Origin of the sequence: Catalinimonas locisalis (assembly GCF_038039535.1) — a bacterium.
Lineage (GTDB): Bacteria > Bacteroidota > Bacteroidia > Cytophagales > Cyclobacteriaceae > Catalinimonas.
Genome location: NZ_JBBPHP010000062.1, coordinates 1 through 20,189 on the forward strand (window position 1 = coordinate 1; position 20,189 = coordinate 20,189).

Sequence of the window (20,189 nt, forward strand, 5' to 3'; positions counted from 1 at the left end):
GTTTCAAGCTCAAAAAGAGCATTGAGTGTCTAAATTCTCTATCGGATCTGAGGGGTCAACATGCTCCGGTTTATCCAAGCAGAAAATATAGAAGTATATGTAGCTCTTTATGGTCAATATCACAAACAAAGAGAAGGCTTTACATATGATGCCTCTCAAGATGTATACATCTGCAAGTAAGGCAAAGTACTTGAAGATTAAGGCATCAAAGTATATCATGGTTACTTTAACTACTCCTATCGTAGCAGTGCTAGTGATTGTAAGAACTGCCCCATCAAAAAGGAATGTTGTGGTAAGGCCAATCGCAAAGCATTAATCCTCACGGCTTTTCACAACCACTTTGAGAATGAAAGAAAGAGTAGAGAGTCCTACAGGGAGGAAGATGAAAACACTGCGACATAGTACTGTAGAACCAGTTTTTGTCCCCCGTGGAGCAGCTTGATCAACTATTTCGGCGGTAGCTTATAATTTGAAAAAGTATTTACACTTTATAAGTCCAAGGAAAGCAAAAGTACAGCATTTGGCCCTTAGGAAAAGCAAGCCTCATTTGTATTTGCTTTGGTTAGATGAAATCTGGAAGATTATACTAAACATGAGAGCTCAACATCTACAATTTAATCTTCTAGCTTTTAATCTTTGAGTTGTGCAACAGCCACGTCCCTTCTTCGTACCCTCTACCCTGCCCTTTTTCCAATTTTTCATAAAGTGCTCATGCGTCCTTTTAAGCCAATTTTTGCTCTTACTCCATTGTGCAACAACTCGGTTTATGAATCAAAGTGCTGAAAGCAGCCCTAAGACTAGGCTTTTTGTAATTTATAGATTTATTCACTACTCAACTTGTCCACCGTATCTATAGCTGACGCCAAAGCGACTATTAAGAAAGGCAACTTCCGACTGCTCCATAGACTTGCTTAAAGCTACTTCTTTCAGCAGCGGATAAAGAGGAGTAAATTCCAGCAACATCAGCAGATACTCATAAGTATCAAACGGAAGGTAAATCTGCCACTTATACAGTTCAGACATCGTGGATGTACCTTGTATTTTTTCAATAAATATAGATACATTTATTCCTAAAATAATCTTTCTGTTTAATAATATTAATCGGCATATTCTGTTCGTTCAAGTTATATTATTCACCTTAAAAGAGGCCAATATATTCTATGTCGCCTATCATTCTGCTGACTTTCCTGATTTGCTATTTTACTGTTCTGATCGGCCTCTCCTACCTGACCTTCAGAGGAAGGGACAGTAACGCGGATTTCTTTATTGCCAACCGCAATTCCAGCTGGTATCTGGTGGCCTTTGGCATGATCGGTACGGCGCTATCGGGCGTCACCTTTATTTCGGTGCCAGGTGCTGTGATGAAATCCAGCTTTGGATATTTCCAATTTGTTCTGGGGAATGTGGTGGGATTTATCATCATTCTGGCGGTTTTACTACCGCTTTACTATCGCCTGAACCTGATTTCTATCTACACTTACCTAGAAAAAAGGCTGGGTTTCTGGAGCTACAAAAGCGGAGCGATGATCTTTCTAATCTCCCGTACACTAAGCTCCGCCTTCAGGCTCTACCTGGTAGCCATTGTATTACAAAGATTCATCTTTGACGCCTGGCAGGTACCCTTTGAAGTGACCGTTTCCGTTTGCCTGCTGCTGATCTGGCTATATACCTTCAAGGGTGGCCTCAAGACAATTGTGATCACCGACACCCTACAGACTACCTTCCTGCTTACTTCGGTGCTACTGACCATTGTTTTCATAGCCAACAGCCTGGACATGAATATTTCCCAGACTTTTGAAGCCGTCAAAAACAGCTCTTACGCGAAAGTATTTTTCTGGGAGGATTTCTTCGCCAGCAGAAACCACTTCATGAAGCAGTTTATCGGAGGTATTTTTGTCACCATTGCCATGACAGGGCTGGATCAGGACCTGATGCAAAAGAACCTGAGCTGTAAAAATATTCAGGAGGCCCAAAAGAACATGCTCACCTTCACGGGCATATTTCTGGTCATCAATATCTTTTTTCTCAGTGTGGGTGCCCTGCTTTACCAATATGCCAGCATCAAGGGTATAGATGTGACTGCTTTGTCCACTCCTGACCACTTATTCCCGGAGATTGCGCTCAACCATCTCAATATACTACCGGCTATTATCTTTATGCTGGGGCTTACCGCTGCTACCTTTGCCACCACTGATTCAGCCCTCACCGCGCTGACCACCTCCTTTTGTGTGGACTTTCTGGGATTTGACAAAAAAGAACATAAAAACGCTCCTAAGCTTGTGCGTCAGCGGCATATGGTGCATCTGGTATTTTCGTTCTTCATGCTTATTGTAGTTATTCTGTTCAAGATGATCAACAATGATTCAGTGGTCAATGCTATCTTCAAAGCAGCGGGCTTTACCTATGGTCCGCTCCTGGGATTATTCGCTTTTGGGTTGCTCACTCGCTTTGCCGTCAAAGACAAGCTGGTACCCTGGGTGTGTCTGCTATCTCCTCTGCTCACCTTTTTCATTGACGCCAATTCAAATCGCTGGGTGGGCTATACTTTAGGATTTGAATTGATCGTATTGAATGGACTGATTACCTTTCTACTCCTTTATTTAATAAGGTTGGCACCACGGCATAGAGACTTTGCCACTGTGGATCAGGAAATTGTACCGACATATTTGCCCGGCAAACCAGTAGCATGACATAACAGATACAATGGCAACTACTCATCAAGAAAATTTTAGTCTCCCGGGCTGATTAAATAAGAATTATAATACTCAATGACATTCTCATAGTCCTCTTATCACTAGTAATACTATACTTTGGGGCAAGTTGGATGGTGAATAGTACCAGCTCTCTAGCAACCATACTCGTATCTCTTCCCTATTCATCCAGTAACATCGTAGCAGTTGGTACGAGCACGCGCAAACTGGCTACTTCGGTGGTAGCGGCACTAAAAAACAATCAGATATTGCGTTGGGAAACGCAGTAGAATCTAATATTTACAACATACTGGTCATGATTGGTATATCTGTTCTGCTCATCCTTCTGGTCAGAACAGGGTTCGTGCTAAAATGATGAGCAGAAGCTGTACTGTTACTTTTCTACTGAATTTATCTTTACATACTGTTTACCTGAGTGTGAGAGCTAAATCTTATCCGGGTACTTGGTTTTTTCGGAAGAAAACGGAAAGTGCTTATCAATAGTCGCTTCTTTAGTTAGAGGCTTCCTTCGCCAGTAGTTGGCCAGCACAGAACCAGTAATATTCATGACTGGTCCAAAAATAGCCGGAGCTAAGCCTACGGTAGCTATTTTTCCCATCTCATTGGCAAGAGCCGAAGCCAAGCCCCCGTTTTGCATGCCTACTTCAATGGCAATGGTGCGGCAGTCTCTCTCCGGCATACTGAACAAACGTCCTCCCCAATAGCCCAGAAAGTAGCCAGCGGTGTTATGAAAAATACCTGCCAGCACCAGCAACAAACCTACTTCCAGTAGGGCATCCCTACCGGCAGCCGTAATTATGGTGATGATGTAAGCAATGCCCAACATAGAAACAGTGGGTAAAGCCCTGTCCAACCACTGTATTCGCCCACGCGCCCAGTGATTAAATGCCAGACCAACGATTACCGGGAGGACTACCATCTGCATCATATTCCACATCATGGACATTAAATTAACCTCTACCAGTTCGCCAGCGAGCAGGGACATGAAAGCAGGAGTGAGAAAAGGAGCCATCAGCGTAGCAATGGCAGTCAGCGTAACGGACAAGGCCAGGTTACCTTTGGCTAGATAGGTCATCACATTAGAAGCTAGCCCACTGGGAGCCGAACCAATTAAGATGATACCAGCCGCTATTTCAGGACTGACATGTAGCAACTGTGCCAGGCTAAATCCTATCAAGGGCATGACTGTAAACTGGCAAAGCAAACCTACTACAACTCCTTTTGGCATGCTGACCACTCCTTTGAAATCCTGTACACTCATGGAGGTGCCCATACCAAACATGATCAGCTGAAGCAAGGGAGTAATCAGTTTTTTCAGATCAAAACCCTGGATTTGTTGAAAATAACCGGGATAAAAGAGGGCAGCCGATACCGAAGCGAAAATCAGTAAGGTGAAAGAAAAGCCCTTCAAACTTTCTCTGCTTCGGCATCCCAGCGCCAGCATGAGAAAGAAGCTCACCAGAGTAAGCCCGACATACGCTGTCTGATCTAAAACCATTAAAACGCCCATGCCCAGGGCTGATGCAAATGCCAGAGCCCAGCTGACATTAGAAAAGGAGTTGATTTTCGCCATAGGTTTATTGATTATTAAAGGAGAGAAAACCAACTCATCTCACGGAAATGCTGAACAATCTCCTTTTGTATTACAGGATTGACTGCTGCCGCAATGATGATGGAGATGAGCAGTCCGATAGTGGCAAACAGTACATCTCTGCCCAGCATGATAAAGGTCTTCTTTTTTGATCTTTTGTCATGCTTTATCCTCATGGCTACCTCACGACCGGCCAATAAGCCTATAAAAACCCAGGTAGTGCTCATGGGCACGGTACTCATCCACTGGAAGACAATAAGGATCAACGCATATACCAGATCTATCAGGGTAGCGGCTCTTACATCAGTTACGTCGCTTTTCTCATTGATCACATGTTGTATCTTATCTCCTTTCAGGTAAAAGATCACGCCTAAGCCCAGGAAGATAAAAGAAGTGAACCCCAGAAACTGCCAGAGGTCCAACTGTCGGGGCAGGTAGACGGCGATGTTGGCGGCGTCCTGCATGATCCAGATAGACCACAGAGTACCGCTGGTAATCCACTGAGCAACATCCCAGGCCATATGCGCTTTTCCTTTCAGGATTCTCTTAAAAAAACCAGAAAGCAAAAACCAGGTGCCTATGGCTACCGCAAAAGCAATCAGATAACCCAACAAGCTTTTCTCCAGCACACCCATTACCGCACTGGTGCTGGTGGTAAAAGAACTCAGCAGCAAAAAGGTAGTAGATACCGGCATGCGCAGCCGGGTGATGATCAGCAGGAAGATGGGAGCAGCAATCTGCAGAAAGGCAAAACTTTCAGGAGCCTTCTCAAAACCTTTGGTACTGAGTCTTGCATAGGTGACATCACCATCATAAATCAGCCAGCTGGCCGTTACTGTCGCTACGAAAATCAGGCCGATGTACAACCATAAAAGCCACCATTTGCGGTGGCCATTAGAGGCAATAAAAGTACCGATAGTCTGAATACTGTCATTGGCTATGGCAGAGTAGCCTGCCAGGGCAAAACCAACCCACATAGCGATTTTAGGATATGGATATAAAACACTTGCTAAAAAGAATAGGCAGCCAATTAACAGCACAAACTTTTTTTCCTTTTTAACCAGGAAAGGTAAATACCTGAATCGGGCTCCGGAGGGCTTTTGCACCAGGGATTTCTTCACCCTTACTTTGTCCATAATCATATCAAGGTGCATTTACTTTTTTTGTTTGACTGAATTTAACGGAGACCAAAACAGCTGTAGCCAGAACACTAATGATTACCAATAACGAAAGTTGGGTGGATAAAGTCACAACATCTGAAAGTAACATTTTGGCCCCTACAAACATGAGAATTACTGCCAACCCATATTTGAGGTAATGAAACTGATTGATCATACCCTCTACTGCGAAGTAGAGCGCTCTCAGGCCCAGTATGGCAAATATATTAGAGGTATAAGCGATCATAGGATCTTTGGTAATGGCCAGGATAGCAGGGACGGAATCTACTGCAAAAATGATGTCGCTGATCTCAATAGCCAGAAGCGCCAGGAACAAAGGCGTAACGTAAAATTTTCCCGTCTTCCGAAGCCAGAACTTCCCTTCATGGTGCTTGTCGGTGACCGGTAAATGATTACTTAGCCATCTGATCAGGAAGTTTTGCTCAGGATCAGCGGGGGAATCTTTTTGGAAAAATATGGCGATACCACTGTAGATGAGTATCATTCCCAGCAGATAAATGGTAAAATGAAAGTTACTGATCAACGTGATACCCGCATAGATAAATCCAGCCCTAAGTACAATGGCACCTATAATTCCCCAAAAAAGCACCTTATGCTGATACCTTCTGGGTACTTTAAAGGCGGAAAAAATCAGAATGAAGACAAACAGGTTATCAACGCTTAGTGACTTTTCCAGCAGATAGCCAGCCAGGAAGGTAAGGGCTGCTTCTGAGCCCTGATCAAGGTAGATATAGGCATTGAAAGCCATGGCAATCATTATCCAGACCAGGCTCCACCACAAAGACTCTTTGATGCTAATAGCATGGTTCTTACGATTAAAGACAAAAAGGTCTATGGCAAGCATGCCTAAGACCATGATATGAAATAATAGGAGGAAGGTTGCATTCATCTAAACATTCATTTTAAGGTAATTTTTAACATTAGGTACCAGCATTCACACTTTCAGCCCTGGCAATTTTTTTCTTTTTGCTCCAGGTAATAAGTAAAGGAATAGCAGTAATGATGAATAAAAGAAGAATAATAAATTCAATATAGTTGACCAGAGAAGGGAAAATCTTATTCAGATAATATCCTCCGATTACGAAAGCAGTCGTCCATGATGCGGAGCCAAGTATATTGAAAAACATAAACTTCCCGATATCAGACTTTACTAATCCAGCTATGATAGGAAGAAATGTTCTGGCCACAGGCAGGAACTTACCGATCACAAAGGAGATGTTTCCATACCTCAGATAATAACTTTCCGCTATTGACAAATACTTTTTCTTGAAGAAAAAACTATCCTTTTTGCGAAGTAAAAAGCTGCCCGTAGATTTCCCCATTACATATCCCATCATGGAACCAAGGAAAGCTGCGGCAGCGACGCCCAGGAAAAGTTCGGAAACACTAACATCAAGATAGGGTGAACCACATAATAAACCTGCCGTCAGTAGTAATGAATCGCCCGGCAGAAAAAACCCGAAAAATACACCTGTTTCCAGGAATACAATAAGCAGTAAAAGCCCGAAACCTCCCTGAGTCAGGATATTTTCAGGGTTGAGCCATTCGGCAACGTTCAATATGATATCTATCATCTTTTTTAAAGTTTAACCACCTTTTATTGAAATCATGTAATCCTCTGTAGAATTAATGAGAGATAAGCCTGAAGATAACGAACCGGATTTTCGCCTTGAGTCTTCATTTTTTACAAAATCTTGTAATGAAGATTAACAAATTGACGGTCCTGAAATTAACATACAGGTTTAAGGCAAGGCATTTCCTTCCAAGGAAATGTCAATGTCTTTTAAGAAGTGAGGCTAAAATTTAAGGGGCGAGTGCACTTAAACAAACGTAGTAAACATTAAAAAGAAAGGCATTAATATGAAGAGATTCAAAGTTTCCACCAATATACTCTCCTGCTTTGTGTAAGTTTAAAACCTTTTGGATACTACCGTTTGTAAGACCGATCGGAACTTTATTTTCGGTACAGATTGAATTTACGTGATGCAGTATTTCCTGTCTAAATACCGGGTCATCGGGATATATATCATACAAAGCATCAAGATGCTCAGACGCACCAAAAACAGTCAAACCCTGGACAAAAAATAAGATTGTCAGATTCAGAACTATAGCAGGACATTTTATATTTGTGAACATCTTGTGCATCTCTTCTCAGCTTTGGAAAGCTACAAAAAAATTAATTTATACATAATGATCAGCCTTTTATTTCTTTTTCACTAAAATAATATCTGGAGGTAAATCATTTTATGACCCTTGCTTCTTTTTTCTCTTTATTGAAAGGCCGAATAATCAGATGGATACTATAGTCGTAACTTAAATAACTGATAGCCTAATTCAGAAAGACCGCCAGCTTATTCCAATACCCTACCAAGGCCATCAAGTGAACTATTAGCCATACAAACCAGGCGACCATTCCGCTAAAAGACAGTATAGGAGAATAATTAATTTTTTTAGGAAGAATCTGCCTGGTCTGATGGTAGAGTATGCAATTGTTAAACAGCTGTGATTTTCATTTTTTTGAAAGATTATAGCAAACACCTGAGAAGTCACTTATCCATCTTTTTTTAGCTTGGTTTAATCAGTATAAGATCATTCTTTCTGCTTATGCAATGAAATTAATTTTCTTCAAGATAGTTTAGATCCTGGTGAAAAGTTTCGCGCAGACTCCAGAGGGCCAGCAGGGCCAGGACGACAGTAAGAGATCCTACCAGCAGGGCACTCTGAACGATACCCACCCCATCTTTGAAAAGTAAAAACAGGGTAGTCAAAGGAATGATGGCCCCTCTTACAAAATTAGGTACGGTAGTCGCCACCGTAGCCCGCAGGTTGGTACCAAAAGACTCAGCTGCCACAGTAATAAACAAGGTCCAGTAACCGTTGGTAAAGCCCAGCAATATGAATAAAAGATAAAGCACTTCTACATCCCGTACGGGGAGCAGAAGATAACAGAGTGTAAAGAGGAAGGAGAGGACAATGAAAGCGCCCATTACTTTTTTTCTGCTCTGTAACCGCTGGCTGAGCAGTCCACTGGCCACGTTACCAAAAGCCTGGCTGGCAAATGACAGCATGACCGCAATACCTGCATCAACCGGTTCTTCCAAGCCAATAGCCTGGCTGATCTCAGGTGAGAAGGTAATAAGTATACCTACCACAAACCAGATCGGTAAGCCTACGATGATAGCCATCAGGTATCTTTTCAGTCGCTCCCAATTATTAAACAGCATCCAGACATTACCCCGACTCACATTTACCGACTTGGTTTTCAGGAATACGCCTGATTCAAATACCCTGAAGCGCATCAGTAAGAGTAGCAGTCCAAGCCCTCCGCCTATAAAATAAGAGGCCCGCCAGTCAAATACTGCGGCAACGAAATAGGCTAGAATAGCCCCCAGTACGCCCAGAGTGGCTACTAAAGTCGTACCATAGCCCCTGATCTTTTTGGGCAGGATTTCGCTTACCAGTGTAATGCCGGCGCCCAGTTCTCCGGCAAGGCCAACGCCAGCTATAAAACGAAGCACCGCATACTGAGGAACCGTCTGTACAAATCCATTGGCCAGATTGGCCAGTGAGTAGATCAGTATAGAGCCAAACAAAACAGACAATCGTCCATTTTTGTCACCCATCACTCCCCAGAATATACCTCCTACCAGCAAACCAGCCATCTGCATGTTAAGCAACAATACACCATCGTCCAACAGTTGACTCCCACTCAAACCTAAGTCGCTCAGACTGGGCACTCTCACAATGCTGAACAGGAACAGATCATACATATCTACCAGGTAGCCAAGGGCCGCTACCATCACCGGTAAACTCAGAAGGGGCTTGAGGCTGACCTTATCCTCTGACCGAGTGGAAGTACCGCGATCTTTTTTGGAGGCTTCTTCCAGGAGTTCCTGTTCCATGCTGATGTAAGTTGGATTGATAACTTAAGATGAATAAAAAGGTATCTTATCAAGGCTAGTGATATTTATCTGAATTTGCTAAGCCCGATGAGATTTTATTTTCTTTTGAGATATCATGCTACGCTGACCAAAATCAGCTGATCATATCGTTTTTACTGATTCTTTCAGCTTGCTACTGATATAGGTTTTTCTGTCTCCACTCTTTGGGTCAGAGTAAATGATGATCAGTGCTAAGCCATTTTCTTTTTCCAGCAGCTTTATCACTTCCTCTACTGACAACTGCATGCCTGCGGTAGCCCAGCCATCAACCACGCTGGCATCCTCGCCGATGATAGACAAACTAAGAATTTCCGTCTGCACTGGCTCGGCCTTTTCAGGGCTCATGGTATGCCCGTATTTGATACCATCTACAATGCGGTAATTGAAGTAATTGCCGGAGGTGGTAAATGCCTGATCAGTCAGGGAAACGGTGGCAAACAGCTTTTTAGCATCAGGACTGGAATCCGGGTCCAGTATACCTATTCGCCAGGGCTGGCCTTTGTCCAGGTTCATGCCCTGAGCAATGCCCTCTCCTCCGATTTCAACCAGCATATGATTGATACCTTTCTGTTTCAGAAATGTAGCGATTACATCTGCTGCATAGCCCTGGGCAATGCCTCCGAAGCTGAGGGCATTGCCAGCCTGCTCTTTCCACAGGCTATCGACAGTAAATTGAATTTGCTCAAAGCCGATCAGTTGTCGAATGGAATCCTTTTTCTGGTCGTTCATTTCCAGTTTCTGCCCGGCATCAAAACCCCAGGCGCTGAGCAGCGGCATTACCGAAGGATCAAACAGGCCTTGGCTGATGTGGTAGAGCTTTTCAGAATCCCGCAAAAGCTCATACAAATGGGGCGAATCATAAGACACACCCCGGGAGTGCTGATTGAAGCGGCTGATTTCCGAGCCTGGATCATAGGTATTGACGCCTTCATTGATCTTTAGCAGGATTGAATCCAGCTGTGGCTTATAGTTCATCCCCTGCTCATCAAAATAGGTGACCGTGTAGGTAGTCCCCATCGTACTGCCCTGGACTACAATTTTGGTAGACGCGTCTTCTTTCTTTGTGAAGTACCATATGCCTCCAAAGAGCAGGAAAACCATACTTAGTGTCAGAATTTTTTTAAACATAAAGTTTTACTTATTGATCAGTACTGTGGCAGCAAACCCACTTTCAGGGAGCGACTGCCTGCATCATCAAAGCCGATAAATAGCCTCCATAAGTTCCCAGAGCATAGCCAAGAATAGACAACAATACACCTACCGGGGCCAGGGCCGGATGAAAAGCCGCGGCTACGATAGGTGCTGAAGCAGCTCCTCCCACATTGGCCTGGCTGCCTACCGCCAGGAAGAAAAAAGGGGTCCTGGCCCACCAGCCTACCAGCAGCAGTAGCAACGCATGAAAAGTAATCCAGATCAGGCCTACCAGAAATAAACCAGGCTGGCTAACCACCGCAGCTATATCCATCTGCATACCGATGGTGGCTACCAGGATGTAAAGAAACAGGCTGCCGACGCGGGTAGCTCCTACCCCCTCCAGATTTCTGGCTTTGGTCAGAGAGAGCAGCATCCCAAAAGTAGTAGCGATGACCACTATCCAGAAGAAACCAGAGGTCAGGCTGAATTTATCCAGATAGGGGGCTTTTTCCACGATCCAGGGTACGATCAGGTCAGCCAGGAAATGCGATAGTCCCGTTACTCCCAGCCCGACACCCGTAATAGTCATCAGATCGGCCATGGAGGGAATCCGCATCTGGCTGAGCCTTTGCTGGTCTATCTTTTCTTTCAGTGCATTTACCACTGTATCATCTGCTTTGAAAATACGGTTGATCTTATCGCTGATGCCTGCGCCAAAAAGCAGGATAGCCAGCCATAGATTGGCCACAATCACATCCACAGCGATCACGGCCGAAAAGAGATTAGGGTCAGGCTTGAATACCTCGTACATCGCCAGTTGGTTGGCCCCACCCCCGATCCAGCTTCCCGCGATAGTGGAAAGACCACGCCATACCGCCTGGGGTCCCTCGCCGCCCACCAGCTCCGGCGCAAAGGAAGCTACGATCATCACTGCTAAAGGTCCGCCGAGCATAATGCCCACCGTACCTGTCAAAAACATCAGGCCTGCCTTATGGCGCAACTTCCAGATTTCCTTTAGGTCCATGCTCAGGGTAAATAACACCAGGCTGGCAGGCAGCAAGTAACGGGAGGCCATACTGTATAATGCTGAGGATTCGCCCGAAATGACTCCCCAGGTGTTGAGTAAACTGGGTATCAGGTAACACAGAAGCACCGAGGGAACTACGGAATAAAATTTCTTGAAAAAAGGATGTTCGCTGGAGGCAGTCCTGAAAATGACGGCCAGGATGACCACCAGTATACCCATCACTACGGCATCATTGGTGATCAGAGGACTGTGTTCTACATTTGATTCCTCTAGCGTTCTCATATGACTTTCGAATGATCTGTTGAATTGTTACTGTTTTCCAATTCCTTCAAGAATAATCTAGTTGTTATCATGATTCTCGTCAGGTTTTCTTCTTTAGTCAAGCTTAGCACTTGCCAGTTTGGGTGCCAGCCCATGAATGACCAAAAGTGCCAGCAGGTAAGCCATACTGGCATAAATAAACACTGGCAGATAGCCCGCAACGTTTACGATATATCCAGTGTAGGCACTTAGGGCGGCACCACTGATGGCACCCATCAGGCCACCTATCCCTACCACGGAGGCTACGGCTTTCTTGGGGAACATATCGGTGACGATGCTGTACAGGTTAGCCGAAAAGCCCTGATGGGGGGCGGCAGCTAGGGAAATCAGTGCCACCGCCATGACCAGACTATGGGTGGTGGAAGCAAAGAATACGGGTATGACGCTTAGTCCGCAAATCAGCATGGTAAATTTTCTTGCCATATTGACTGACCATCCTTTTAGGATCAGGCGGGAGGAAAGCCAACCGTAGAATACGCTGCCCACATCGGAGACCAGGTAAATGATGATAAAGGGCAAGCCTACTGATTTTAGATCAAGTTTCTGATCAAGGGCGTCGTTTTCCATAAAAAAAGAAGGCAGCCAAAAGAGAAAGATGAACCATACACAATCGGTCAGAAATTTTCCCAATGCAAATGCCCAGGTCTGTCGGTAGCGGAAAAGACTGGCCCAGCTCACCTTTTTTTTAGTAACGCCCACATCTTCCTGATCGGAATGGATATGGGTCAACTCTTCCTGACTGATTTTAGGATGTTCCTCCGGCCGTTTGTACATGCGCAGCCAGAAAAACAGCAGCACGAAGCCCAGAGTGCCCGTAATGATGAAAGAAGATTCCCAGCCGGTATGGATAATCAGCCAGGGCACACAAAGCGCCGTCAGGATCACCCCCACATTGGTACCGGCATTGAATATACCCGTGGCAAAGGCCCTCTCTTTTTTGGGAAACCACTCCGCCACCGATTTGATGCTGGAAGGAAAATTACCCGCTTCTCCTAAGCCGAGCAGAAAGCGCATGCTTAACAAACTACTGACCGAGCCGACAAATCCTGTTCCTATGGCAGCCACGTTCCACAATACGATGGCACTGGCAAAACCTTTACGGGTTCCTACCTTATCAATAAACATCCCTACCACTACGAAACCCAAACCATAAGCGATCTTAAATGCGGCATCTATCCAACCCTTCATCTGGGTATAGCGCTGCTGATCCTGTTGGGTAATGGGCTGGCCTTCGGGAATACCCATGATATCCCGTTGAAATTGCTCATCTATGATGGTAAAAGAGATGACCTGACGATCTATATAGTTGACTGTCGTAATGAAGAACAATAAAGCCAGAATTCTCCAGCGATAGCCCTTTAGAAAATCATTCATAAGCGTGGGCAGTATTTAAGGAGTAACAAAACTTAAGAAAGTACTTTTGATGCTGCCCGCTGCTCCGCTTTCAGCCCCCTGGCTTTTTGTACAAAAGCGAGCATTTCCTTCCTGACGTGGGGAATGAGTAAGTAGCAGCCCACCAGGTTAGGTAATGACATAGCGATAAGCGCACCATCTGAAAAAGCCATGACGCTGGCCAGGTTAGAGGAAGCACCAATGACGACGAAAATACAGAAGATTAGTTTATAGCTAAATACTGCCATATTGCTCTCGCCCATCAGATACGTCCAGGCTTTCAAACCATAATAAGACCAGGAGATAAGGGTAGAAAAAGCAAACAGGATCACCGCTACTGCCAGCAGCAGGGGAAACCAGCTGAATACGGTGGCAAAGGCGCTGGAGGTAAGAGCGATACCATCCTGTATGCTCTCGTCCTGATAAACGCCGGAAATGACAATCACCAGGGCGGTCATGGTACAGATGATGACGGTATCCACAAATGGCTCCAGCGAAGCCACAAAACCCTCGGTAATCGGCTGCCTGGTTTTGACCGCAGAGTGAGCGATGGCAGCAGAACCTACACCTGCTTCGTTGGAAAAGGTAGCCCGACGTAAGCCCCACACCAGGGTACCAATCAGGCCACCGGTGGCTGCCTTGCCATTAATCGCGCCATCCAAAATCGCAGCCAGAGCTTCAGGTATCTGTTGCACATTAGCACCTATGACCAACAGGCAAGAGAGTATGTATAGCCCACACATGAAAGGTACAATCTTCTCTGTCACCACCGCTATACTTTTGATACCGCCGATGATCACCAGTGCCACCAGCACGGCAAAGATAACCCCCAGCAGCCAGGTATTCTGCCCAAAAAAGGAGCTGCTGCCGCCTGAGATATTAACCACCTGCTGTACCGCCTGATTGACCTGGAACATATTCCCTCCCCCAAAAGAAGCCAGGATTGTCAGTAAAGAGAACAAAGCAGCCAGCAAAATGCCTAGCCTGCCCAAGCCTGATTCTGCTAAGCCTTTTCTGAGGTAGTACATGGGCCCGCCTGAGACGGTGCCGTCGGCATGCAGGTTTCGGTATTTTACCGCCAGGGTACATTCTACAAACTTGGCGGTCATCCCGAAGAGGCCAAAAATGATCATCCAGAAAGTAGCCCCGGGGCCCCCTACCGATATGGCCACTGCCACACCAGCGATGTTTCCCAGACCCACCGTGCCGGAAAGCGCGGCACTCAAGGCCTGAAAATGGGTGATCTCCCCCGGATCATCTTGGTGGCTGTACTTGCCCCTGACAATATCAATGGCATGCCTGAAGCCCCAGATATTCACAAATTTGAGGTAAAAAGTGAAAAACACTGCGCCGATCGCCAGCCACAGGACGATAAAAGGCACCTCTACCCCATTAATGGTGAAAATGGGGAATAACACAATGGCACTAATGAAATCTGCCAGAGGCGCAAATATGCCATCTATAAACTGATCAATATTTCTTTCATTCATAAGTAGAGACTAAATTTTGATGCTGTTATTACTCCAGCAGGTGAATTGGATGGCTTAAAAAAGGAATTCATAAATCATTACCGCCAATATTTTGACCAGTAAAAGCAGCACAATGATTTTGATGAAGTGGCTATCTTTCATGTTACGTTTATTTAAACGAATAGACATAATGTACCGACTTATGATCTGCTGATAGTTCTGAGCTGTTTCTTTTTTCCTATGTACCCTTCCAAGATCGGAGGCAAGACAGAAATAAGGATGATGGCCAGTATGACTATTGAGAAGTTTTCTCGGATCCAGGTAAGGTTGCCGAAGAAATAGCCCAGCATCAAGAAGCTACCCACCCATAAGATGCCGCCTGCCACGTTGTATGAAGCAAATTTGCTGTATTTCATATGTGCGATGCCCGCTACAAAAGGTGAAAATGTCCTGAGTACGGGCACAAAGCGAGCATAAATAATCGCTTTGCCACCATACTTGTAGTAAAAGCTCTGCGCCTTCCACAAGTGGCTCTGCTGAAAAAGCCGGTACTTTCCGCTGAAAACCTTAGGCCCAAGGTATCTGCCCACGTGGTAGTTGACCCAATCACCCAAAATCGCAGCCACTATCAGTATCACGGCCATTAGTGCGATATTGAGTTCGCTGGCCTGATGGGCGATCACCGCTCCGGCAGCAAAAAGCAGAGAATCACCCGGCAGGAAAGGTGTTACCACAAAACCGGTTTCGGCAAAAACGATCAGAAAGAGCAGCAGATACGTCCAGGTTTGGTAATTGCTGACTATTTCTATCAAATGCTGGTCAATATGCAGTACAAAGTCTGCGATGGATTGTAAGTATTCCAAAATACTTTGAATTAGATGTTAATGAATGACTATTCTTCCAACTAATACCAATTTTATAGCCTGGCAAAGTTCGGTTGGACATTTATTCTGCAACAAACTGTACGATACGTACCGGCATAGTCGCCGGCACCAAACCCGACTTAAGCACGATACGCTGGCCTCTGTCCCCACAAAGGAAAGCCAGAAAGCCACTGCCCAGCCCAGCCCTCGCTTCTCGGCTGATAGCATACACCTCTCTGCTCAAAGGATATTTTTTGTTCGCCAGATAGGCCTGGTATGGCTGATAGGCCTCCCCACTTGAATCTGAGGGATTGGCAATACCCGCTACTTTGATCTGATCCAGAAAGCGGTTGACCGTACTATCGTCCTTATCACTTACCCAGCTTAATCCGATCAGGCCCTTGGCCTCCGGGGTTTGAGAGACATAATGGATCACCTCTTCGTGGCTTTCTAAAGCGTAGAAATGTGCGGGCACTCTATCCAGGCGAGCGACCGAATCCATCATCCAGCGAATGATTCCGGAATAGCTGTGGTCGAACACGATCTGAGGCATAGCTTGCCCAAGCTGAGCTGAGCTGTCTCTTCCGCCTTCCAGTAGCTTGATGAACTGCTGATAGCTAAATACCGTATCCTGGCTTTTCGGATGAAGGATCAGTGCGACACCATCAATAGCCGCCTTAACCTGTTGGGGTATAATTTTCTGGGTATCCAGCACCAGCTTTTCTTCAGGCAGCAACTGTCGGCCCATGATCAGCAGCCGGGCACTATCTGCGAGAAAGAGCTGAGTGGCCTCTGCTTCGGCCATGTAGGTAACATGAATTTGTGCCTGCTGATAAATAGCCTGAAATGCATCTATCTCGGCTTCAATAAGGGGCTTTAAAGATTCATCTACCACAATGTCAATGCTCCCGGAAGTAGGAGTATCCAGCTCCTGCTGGATACTCCCTCCCTGACATCCCCATAGCACAAAAGCGAGGGAAACATAGGACAAAAAGTTAATCTTCATCTTCAGGCTTGGTATAACGGCGATAGATTCTGAACGCTCTGTAAATGCCGAAAGAGATAAAAATCGCACTTAAAGCGTAGGCGTGTACTTTGGAGATCACCAGTACTTCATGTACTAGGGTCATCATCAGGATACCGCCCACCACATAGGCCACTGCCATGGTAATACCAAGATACTTCATGAGCTTGTCCAGTGCGTTTTCCTGAACATATTTAATATTGGTTTTCATACTTAAGCTAATTTAAATTTAATGGGCAACATCATACTGACCTTCACCTGCTTATTGTTTTGTTTGCCAGGTTTCCAGGCGGGCATTTTACTGATTACGCGAGCTGCTTCCTCGTCGCAGTCTTTAACGATACCCTTCATCACTTCTACTTTTTCTACTTCTCCGTCTTCACCTACCACAAATTTTACGAAGACAGTACCCTCTATACCCATTCTTCTGGCGGTAGCCGGATACTTCAGGTTCTTCTGGAGAAACTGAGCCAGGGCTTCCATACCTCCGTCAAACTCGGGCATCTGCTCTACAAACTGGTAGACTTCCTCGGGAGCTGCCGCGACCTGTCCATCACCTTCTACTGGCAGGTCCATGACCACCTCGCCGGTACCCTCGATGTTTTCCAGCCCCGTATTATTTTGCTGGATTTCTTCCACGGTAGGCATGGGTTCTTCTTCCTGCACTTCCTCTTCAGTGACTTTGGGAGGAAGGTATTTGATCACTTTTTTGACAGGAGGAGGCGTTGCTGCCTGTGGGGGAGGCGTCTGCTCAATGGGAGGTGGAGCAGCCAGCTCTGTATAATTGATCGTCTTGGCAAGCAGCACCGGCTTTTTCTCCTCTTTTTCAAATAACTGCACTAAAGAAGGAAGAAATACCACCAGCAGTATCATCAGCACTGCAGCCAACAATGCTTTGAGTACCTGCCTGGCGTACTGTTCTCTGAGCTGGAAGGCGCCGTAAGCTTTGTTTCTGTTTTCAAAAACCAGCTCGTTCCAATTAGGACTATGATTCACGGATGTTTTCATAAGCTTGAGAGGTTTGATACTTTACCTACAATAATCAGGTCTTCGGGCGTCACATCTACCAGTGCAAAGCGGCTGATGTTACTGATTTCCATTTCGTCCAGGATGTCTACCATATTCTTATAGTTAGACTTGTCGGTAGGCTTGATCAGCACGATCATATCTTTGATCTGCGCATTTTGCTCCTGTAAAACCTGACGTACGCCCTGGGCAGAATAATCCGTGCTCTGTACGGCAGGATCACTGATACCCACAAACCAGTGGATTTTGTTCTGCTCATCCAGCACCAGGCTAAGTACTTTCTTTTCGTTGACTAAAGGAAGTTCGGTATTTTCCTTGGGCTTCTCAGGCATGGTAATTTCCATGGTCTGAGGTTTGGTGAAAGTGGTAGTCAGCATAAAGAAGGTCAGCAGCAGAAACGCCAGGTCTACCATGGGCGTCATATCAATGCGCGTGCTGTTTTTCTTACTTCTGACTTTTCCGTCTTTTGACTTTCCAGATTGTTGTGATACTTCTGCCATGGTTTAAGATATTTTTTCCAGATCGGTGATCATGTTAAACCTGTTTACATTGGCGTCCTGTAGTGTATTGAGCACCTTTTTGACTACCGGGTAAGGAGCCTCTCCATCTCCTTTGATGGCGATTCTCACTTTGGGATTGGTCATGCGGGTGAATACGATCCAGTCGGCCAGCTCATTGTGGGTGGAGTCACAGGGCACCCCGCCCTGAACCATATGCTTTCTGCTTTCGCTGTCGGAGGCTAGGAACTCTTTCAGGTTGCCTACTGGTACTCCCATGCTGGACATCACGGCGAAATGCTGTATATCTTCAGCAGAAAAACTCACACCATACTTTTCCCCCATTTTGTAGAGCAGCTTCTCGCGTGTCTGGCGACCATCCACGTTGAAGAAAACCTTTCCTTCCTGGGAGATGGTCACCGTCAGCATATCGGTATCCGGCAACTTGATCTCCGAAACCGAACTGGGGGTGTCCACTACTACCGGTTCGTCGGCAGCAAACTTGGTAGTCAACATAAAGAAGGTTACCAGCAGAAAAGCCAGGTCCACCATGGGCGTCATATCCAGCACCGGATTTGATCGCTTTACTTTTACCTTTTCCATAGAGTTTAGTAGGTAATTTTCTGGTCTTCGCTATTGCTGGTAGCGGCAAAGTTTTGTACAATACTGTAGGCTGCTTCATCAATAGCATAGGTGATGGCGTCAATCTTCGTAGTAAAATAATTATAGAAGATGATTGCCAGCGCAGAGGTACCAATACCCAGTGCGGTGTTGATCAATGCTTCAGAGATACCGTTGGCCAGGGCCACTGCATCAGGAGCACCCGCGGTAGCCAGCGCAGCAAAAGCTTTGATCATACCCATTACCGTACCCAACAGACCCATCAGCGTGGCGATAGAAGCAATGGTAGAGATGATGACCAGGTTCTTTTCCAGCATAGGCATTTCTAGTTGGGTGGTTTCTTCTATGTCCTTTCTGATAGCCAGGATTTTCTTCTCCTGATCTACCCTGAAGTTGTCTTTCATCTCCTCGTATTTGACCAGTCCGGCGCGTACTACATTGGCTACGGAGCCTTTCTGCTTATCACAAATGGACAAAGCTTCGTAGAGGTTACCCAGGTTGAGATGATGTTTGATAGAGCTCACAAAGTCTTTGATATTTCCTTTTCCTTTGGCTCTGCTGATCGTGAGAAAACGTTCTACAGCAAAGGTAAGCACCATGATCAGCAATGACAGAAGTATGGGTACGATAAAGCCTCCTTTGTAGACTACTCCCAGGTAGTTACCAGGCAGCGGATGATTGGCGGGATCTCCTCCCTGGAAGTTTTCCGGATTACCCAGTACATATACGTAGATAAGTACGGCAATCACAATTTCAAGAGGAATGACGATGGCTGCGAAAACTGATTTTAAACTTGACAAAAGATTTGCGGATGATTTCATGGTTCAATAAATAAAATGATGATTAATAAATACAGTGTATACATGCAATGAATAAAGATTTTGCCTCTGAAACGGGCAACCGAAACCTCAGCGGCCCTTCTGAATCAGGGGGTTGGCTAAATCCTGTAACAACACTGTAAGATCCGGAAAGGGATATGGATTAAGGGATAAACTGTCCCCGTCCGCTTATTTCCATCAATAAGCCAATCATGGGGCTTTGAGGCTGTAAAAACACCTCCGAAACGAGCCCATTCGTAGGCAAGTTTATCATAAGACTCGCTTGACCGGTAGAGTTCTACCTGCCTTTGGGCCAGGAGTTGGACAGGTAAGCTTTCTTGCTGTGTACCTACCGACTCCTGCTGAAGAGGAAGATACTCTTCAGTAAGGGTAGGTAGCCTAAAAGCCTGCATCCCTACCCCAATAAGGCTTAGTACCAACAGTACTGAGAAGATTAATACAAAGGTCAGTTTTTGATGACTATACTGCATGCTTGATAGGCTTATTGGTATCCGGATTTCTTCAATGCTCTCTTGGGATAAAATATTATCCTCAGGAAAAGCAGAGAGAAAACGC

The 20,189-nt window shown here is 45.4% G+C and carries 21 protein-coding genes; 2 read left to right on the plus strand and 19 right to left on the minus strand.

Features of this window, described 5'->3' with window-relative positions; genetic code table 11:
* Positions 1–828 precede the first annotated feature (828 nt).
* Positions 829–1,023 carry a hypothetical protein gene (locus WJR50_RS31890; RefSeq protein WP_341297393.1) on the minus strand — a complete coding sequence of 65 codons (195 nt, stop codon included), beginning with the start codon at positions 1,021–1,023 and terminating at the stop codon, positions 829–831.
* A gap of 137 nt (positions 1,024–1,160) precedes the next feature.
* Here WJR50_RS31890 and WJR50_RS31895 point away from each other — a divergent pair, with 137 nt between their 5' ends.
* Both WJR50_RS31895 and WJR50_RS31900 read left to right on the plus strand, forming a co-directional pair.
* Positions 1,161–2,690 carry a sodium:solute symporter gene (locus WJR50_RS31895; RefSeq protein WP_341297394.1) on the plus strand — a complete coding sequence of 510 codons (1,530 nt, stop codon included), beginning with the start codon at positions 1,161–1,163 and terminating at the stop codon, positions 2,688–2,690.
* A gap of 89 nt (positions 2,691–2,779) precedes the next feature.
* Positions 2,780–2,980, plus strand: coding sequence for a calcium:cation antiporter family protein (locus tag WJR50_RS31900; protein ID WP_341297417.1), 201 nt, complete (start codon positions 2,780–2,782; stop codon positions 2,978–2,980).
* A gap of 155 nt (positions 2,981–3,135) precedes the next feature.
* Here WJR50_RS31900 and WJR50_RS31905 read toward each other — a convergent pair whose 3' ends face one another.
* The 18 genes from WJR50_RS31905 to WJR50_RS31990 form a co-directional block, all read right to left on the minus strand.
* Positions 3,136–4,284, minus strand: coding sequence for a bile acid:sodium symporter family protein (locus WJR50_RS31905; protein ID WP_341297395.1), 1,149 nt, complete (start codon positions 4,282–4,284; stop codon positions 3,136–3,138).
* 14 nt (positions 4,285–4,298) lie between these two features.
* Positions 4,299–5,456, minus strand: coding sequence for a hypothetical protein (locus tag WJR50_RS31910; protein WP_341297396.1), 1,158 nt, complete (start codon positions 5,454–5,456; stop codon positions 4,299–4,301).
* Positions 5,446–6,369, minus strand: coding sequence for a TerC family protein (locus WJR50_RS31915; protein WP_341297397.1), 924 nt, complete (start codon positions 6,367–6,369; stop codon positions 5,446–5,448). Before WJR50_RS31915 ends, WJR50_RS31910 begins: the two co-directional genes overlap by 11 nt.
* A gap of 31 nt (positions 6,370–6,400) precedes the next feature.
* Positions 6,401–7,054, minus strand: a complete 654-nt coding sequence (locus tag WJR50_RS31920; RefSeq protein ID WP_341297398.1) for a DedA family protein — start codon at positions 7,052–7,054, stop codon at positions 6,401–6,403.
* A 229-nt stretch (positions 7,055–7,283) separates the two neighbouring features.
* Complete coding sequence (locus WJR50_RS31925) at positions 7,284–7,625, minus strand: hypothetical protein (protein WP_341297399.1); 342 nt, start codon at positions 7,623–7,625, stop codon at positions 7,284–7,286.
* A 470-nt stretch (positions 7,626–8,095) separates the two neighbouring features.
* Complete coding sequence (locus WJR50_RS31930; protein ID WP_445223513.1) at positions 8,096–9,382, minus strand: MFS transporter; 1,287 nt, start codon at positions 9,380–9,382, stop codon at positions 8,096–8,098.
* 141 nt (positions 9,383–9,523) lie between these two features.
* Complete coding sequence (locus WJR50_RS31935; RefSeq protein WP_341297400.1) at positions 9,524–10,549, minus strand: FAD:protein FMN transferase; 1,026 nt, start codon at positions 10,547–10,549, stop codon at positions 9,524–9,526.
* A gap of 43 nt (positions 10,550–10,592) precedes the next feature.
* Positions 10,593–11,864, minus strand: a complete 1,272-nt coding sequence (locus WJR50_RS31940) for a DUF819 family protein (protein ID WP_341297401.1) — start codon at positions 11,862–11,864, stop codon at positions 10,593–10,595.
* Between the two features lie 93 nt (positions 11,865–11,957).
* Positions 11,958–13,277, minus strand: a complete 1,320-nt coding sequence (locus tag WJR50_RS31945; protein ID WP_341297402.1) for an MFS transporter — start codon at positions 13,275–13,277, stop codon at positions 11,958–11,960.
* Between the two features lie 32 nt (positions 13,278–13,309).
* Positions 13,310–14,785: an alanine/glycine:cation symporter family protein gene (locus WJR50_RS31950; RefSeq protein ID WP_341297403.1), complete on the minus strand. Its 1,476-nt coding sequence runs from the start codon at positions 14,783–14,785 to the stop codon at positions 13,310–13,312.
* 179 nt (positions 14,786–14,964) lie between these two features.
* Positions 14,965–15,627, minus strand: a complete 663-nt coding sequence (locus WJR50_RS31955; RefSeq protein WP_341297404.1) for a DedA family protein — start codon at positions 15,625–15,627, stop codon at positions 14,965–14,967.
* Between the two features lie 82 nt (positions 15,628–15,709).
* Positions 15,710–16,633 (minus strand): PstS family phosphate ABC transporter substrate-binding protein, encoded by a 924-nt coding sequence (locus tag WJR50_RS31960; protein WP_341297405.1) that lies wholly within the window; start codon positions 16,631–16,633, stop codon positions 15,710–15,712.
* Positions 16,623–16,862, minus strand: coding sequence for a hypothetical protein (locus WJR50_RS31965; RefSeq protein ID WP_341297406.1), 240 nt, complete (start codon positions 16,860–16,862; stop codon positions 16,623–16,625). Before WJR50_RS31965 ends, WJR50_RS31960 begins: the two co-directional genes overlap by 11 nt.
* A gap of 2 nt (positions 16,863–16,864) precedes the next feature.
* Complete coding sequence (locus tag WJR50_RS31970) at positions 16,865–17,659, minus strand: energy transducer TonB (RefSeq protein WP_341297407.1); 795 nt, start codon at positions 17,657–17,659, stop codon at positions 16,865–16,867.
* Positions 17,656–18,177 (minus strand): biopolymer transporter ExbD, encoded by a 522-nt coding sequence (locus WJR50_RS31975; RefSeq protein ID WP_341297408.1) that lies wholly within the window; start codon positions 18,175–18,177, stop codon positions 17,656–17,658. Before WJR50_RS31975 ends, WJR50_RS31970 begins: the two co-directional genes overlap by 4 nt.
* 3 nt (positions 18,178–18,180) lie before the next feature.
* Complete coding sequence (locus WJR50_RS31980) at positions 18,181–18,777, minus strand: ExbD/TolR family protein (RefSeq protein WP_341297409.1); 597 nt, start codon at positions 18,775–18,777, stop codon at positions 18,181–18,183.
* A gap of 5 nt (positions 18,778–18,782) precedes the next feature.
* The gene (locus WJR50_RS31985; protein ID WP_341297410.1) at positions 18,783–19,616 is read right to left on the minus strand and encodes a MotA/TolQ/ExbB proton channel family protein; all 834 of its coding nucleotides are present in this window, start codon (positions 19,614–19,616) and stop codon (positions 18,783–18,785) included.
* Positions 19,617–19,732: 116 nt separating this feature from the next.
* On the minus strand, positions 19,733–20,104 hold the full coding sequence (locus WJR50_RS31990; protein WP_341297411.1) for a hypothetical protein: 372 nt from the start codon (positions 20,102–20,104) through the stop codon (positions 19,733–19,735).
* Between the last annotated feature and the right edge of the window lie 85 nt (positions 20,105–20,189).

Coding starts and splice junctions, on each gene's coding strand:
- WJR50_RS31935 (WP_341297400.1), bottom strand. CDS start 10,549: ATGTTTAAAAAAATTCTGACACTAAGTATGGTTTTCCTGCTCTTTGGA.
- WJR50_RS31960 (WP_341297405.1), bottom strand. CDS start 16,633: ATGAAGATTAACTTTTTGTCCTATGTTTCCCTCGCTTTTGTGCTATGG.
- WJR50_RS31940 (WP_341297401.1), bottom strand. CDS start 11,864: ATGAGAACGCTAGAGGAATCAAATGTAGAACACAGTCCTCTGATCACC.
- WJR50_RS31905 (WP_341297395.1), bottom strand. CDS start 4,284: ATGGCGAAAATCAACTCCTTTTCTAATGTCAGCTGGGCTCTGGCATTT.
- WJR50_RS31970 (WP_341297407.1), bottom strand. CDS start 17,659: ATGAAAACATCCGTGAATCATAGTCCTAATTGGAACGAGCTGGTTTTT.
- WJR50_RS31980 (WP_341297409.1), bottom strand. CDS start 18,777: ATGGAAAAGGTAAAAGTAAAGCGATCAAATCCGGTGCTGGATATGACG.
- WJR50_RS31890 (WP_341297393.1), bottom strand. CDS start 1,023: ATGTCTGAACTGTATAAGTGGCAGATTTACCTTCCGTTTGATACTTAT.
- WJR50_RS31895 (WP_341297394.1), top strand. CDS start 1,161: ATGTCGCCTATCATTCTGCTGACTTTCCTGATTTGCTATTTTACTGTT.
- WJR50_RS31930 (WP_445223513.1), bottom strand. CDS start 9,382: ATGGAACAGGAACTCCTGGAAGAAGCCTCCAAAAAAGATCGCGGTACT.
- WJR50_RS31945 (WP_341297402.1), bottom strand. CDS start 13,277: ATGAATGATTTTCTAAAGGGCTATCGCTGGAGAATTCTGGCTTTATTG.
- WJR50_RS31985 (WP_341297410.1), bottom strand. CDS start 19,616: ATGAAATCATCCGCAAATCTTTTGTCAAGTTTAAAATCAGTTTTCGCA.
- WJR50_RS31920 (WP_341297398.1), bottom strand. CDS start 7,054: ATGATAGATATCATATTGAACGTTGCCGAATGGCTCAACCCTGAAAAT.
- WJR50_RS31990 (WP_341297411.1), bottom strand. CDS start 20,104: ATGCAGTATAGTCATCAAAAACTGACCTTTGTATTAATCTTCTCAGTA.
- WJR50_RS31915 (WP_341297397.1), bottom strand. CDS start 6,369: ATGAATGCAACCTTCCTCCTATTATTTCATATCATGGTCTTAGGCATG.
- WJR50_RS31965 (WP_341297406.1), bottom strand. CDS start 16,862: ATGAAAACCAATATTAAATATGTTCAGGAAAACGCACTGGACAAGCTC.
- WJR50_RS31950 (WP_341297403.1), bottom strand. CDS start 14,785: ATGAATGAAAGAAATATTGATCAGTTTATAGATGGCATATTTGCGCCT.
- WJR50_RS31910 (WP_341297396.1), bottom strand. CDS start 5,456: ATGCACCTTGATATGATTATGGACAAAGTAAGGGTGAAGAAATCCCTG.
- WJR50_RS31925 (WP_341297399.1), bottom strand. CDS start 7,625: ATGCACAAGATGTTCACAAATATAAAATGTCCTGCTATAGTTCTGAAT.
- WJR50_RS31975 (WP_341297408.1), bottom strand. CDS start 18,177: ATGGCAGAAGTATCACAACAATCTGGAAAGTCAAAAGACGGAAAAGTC.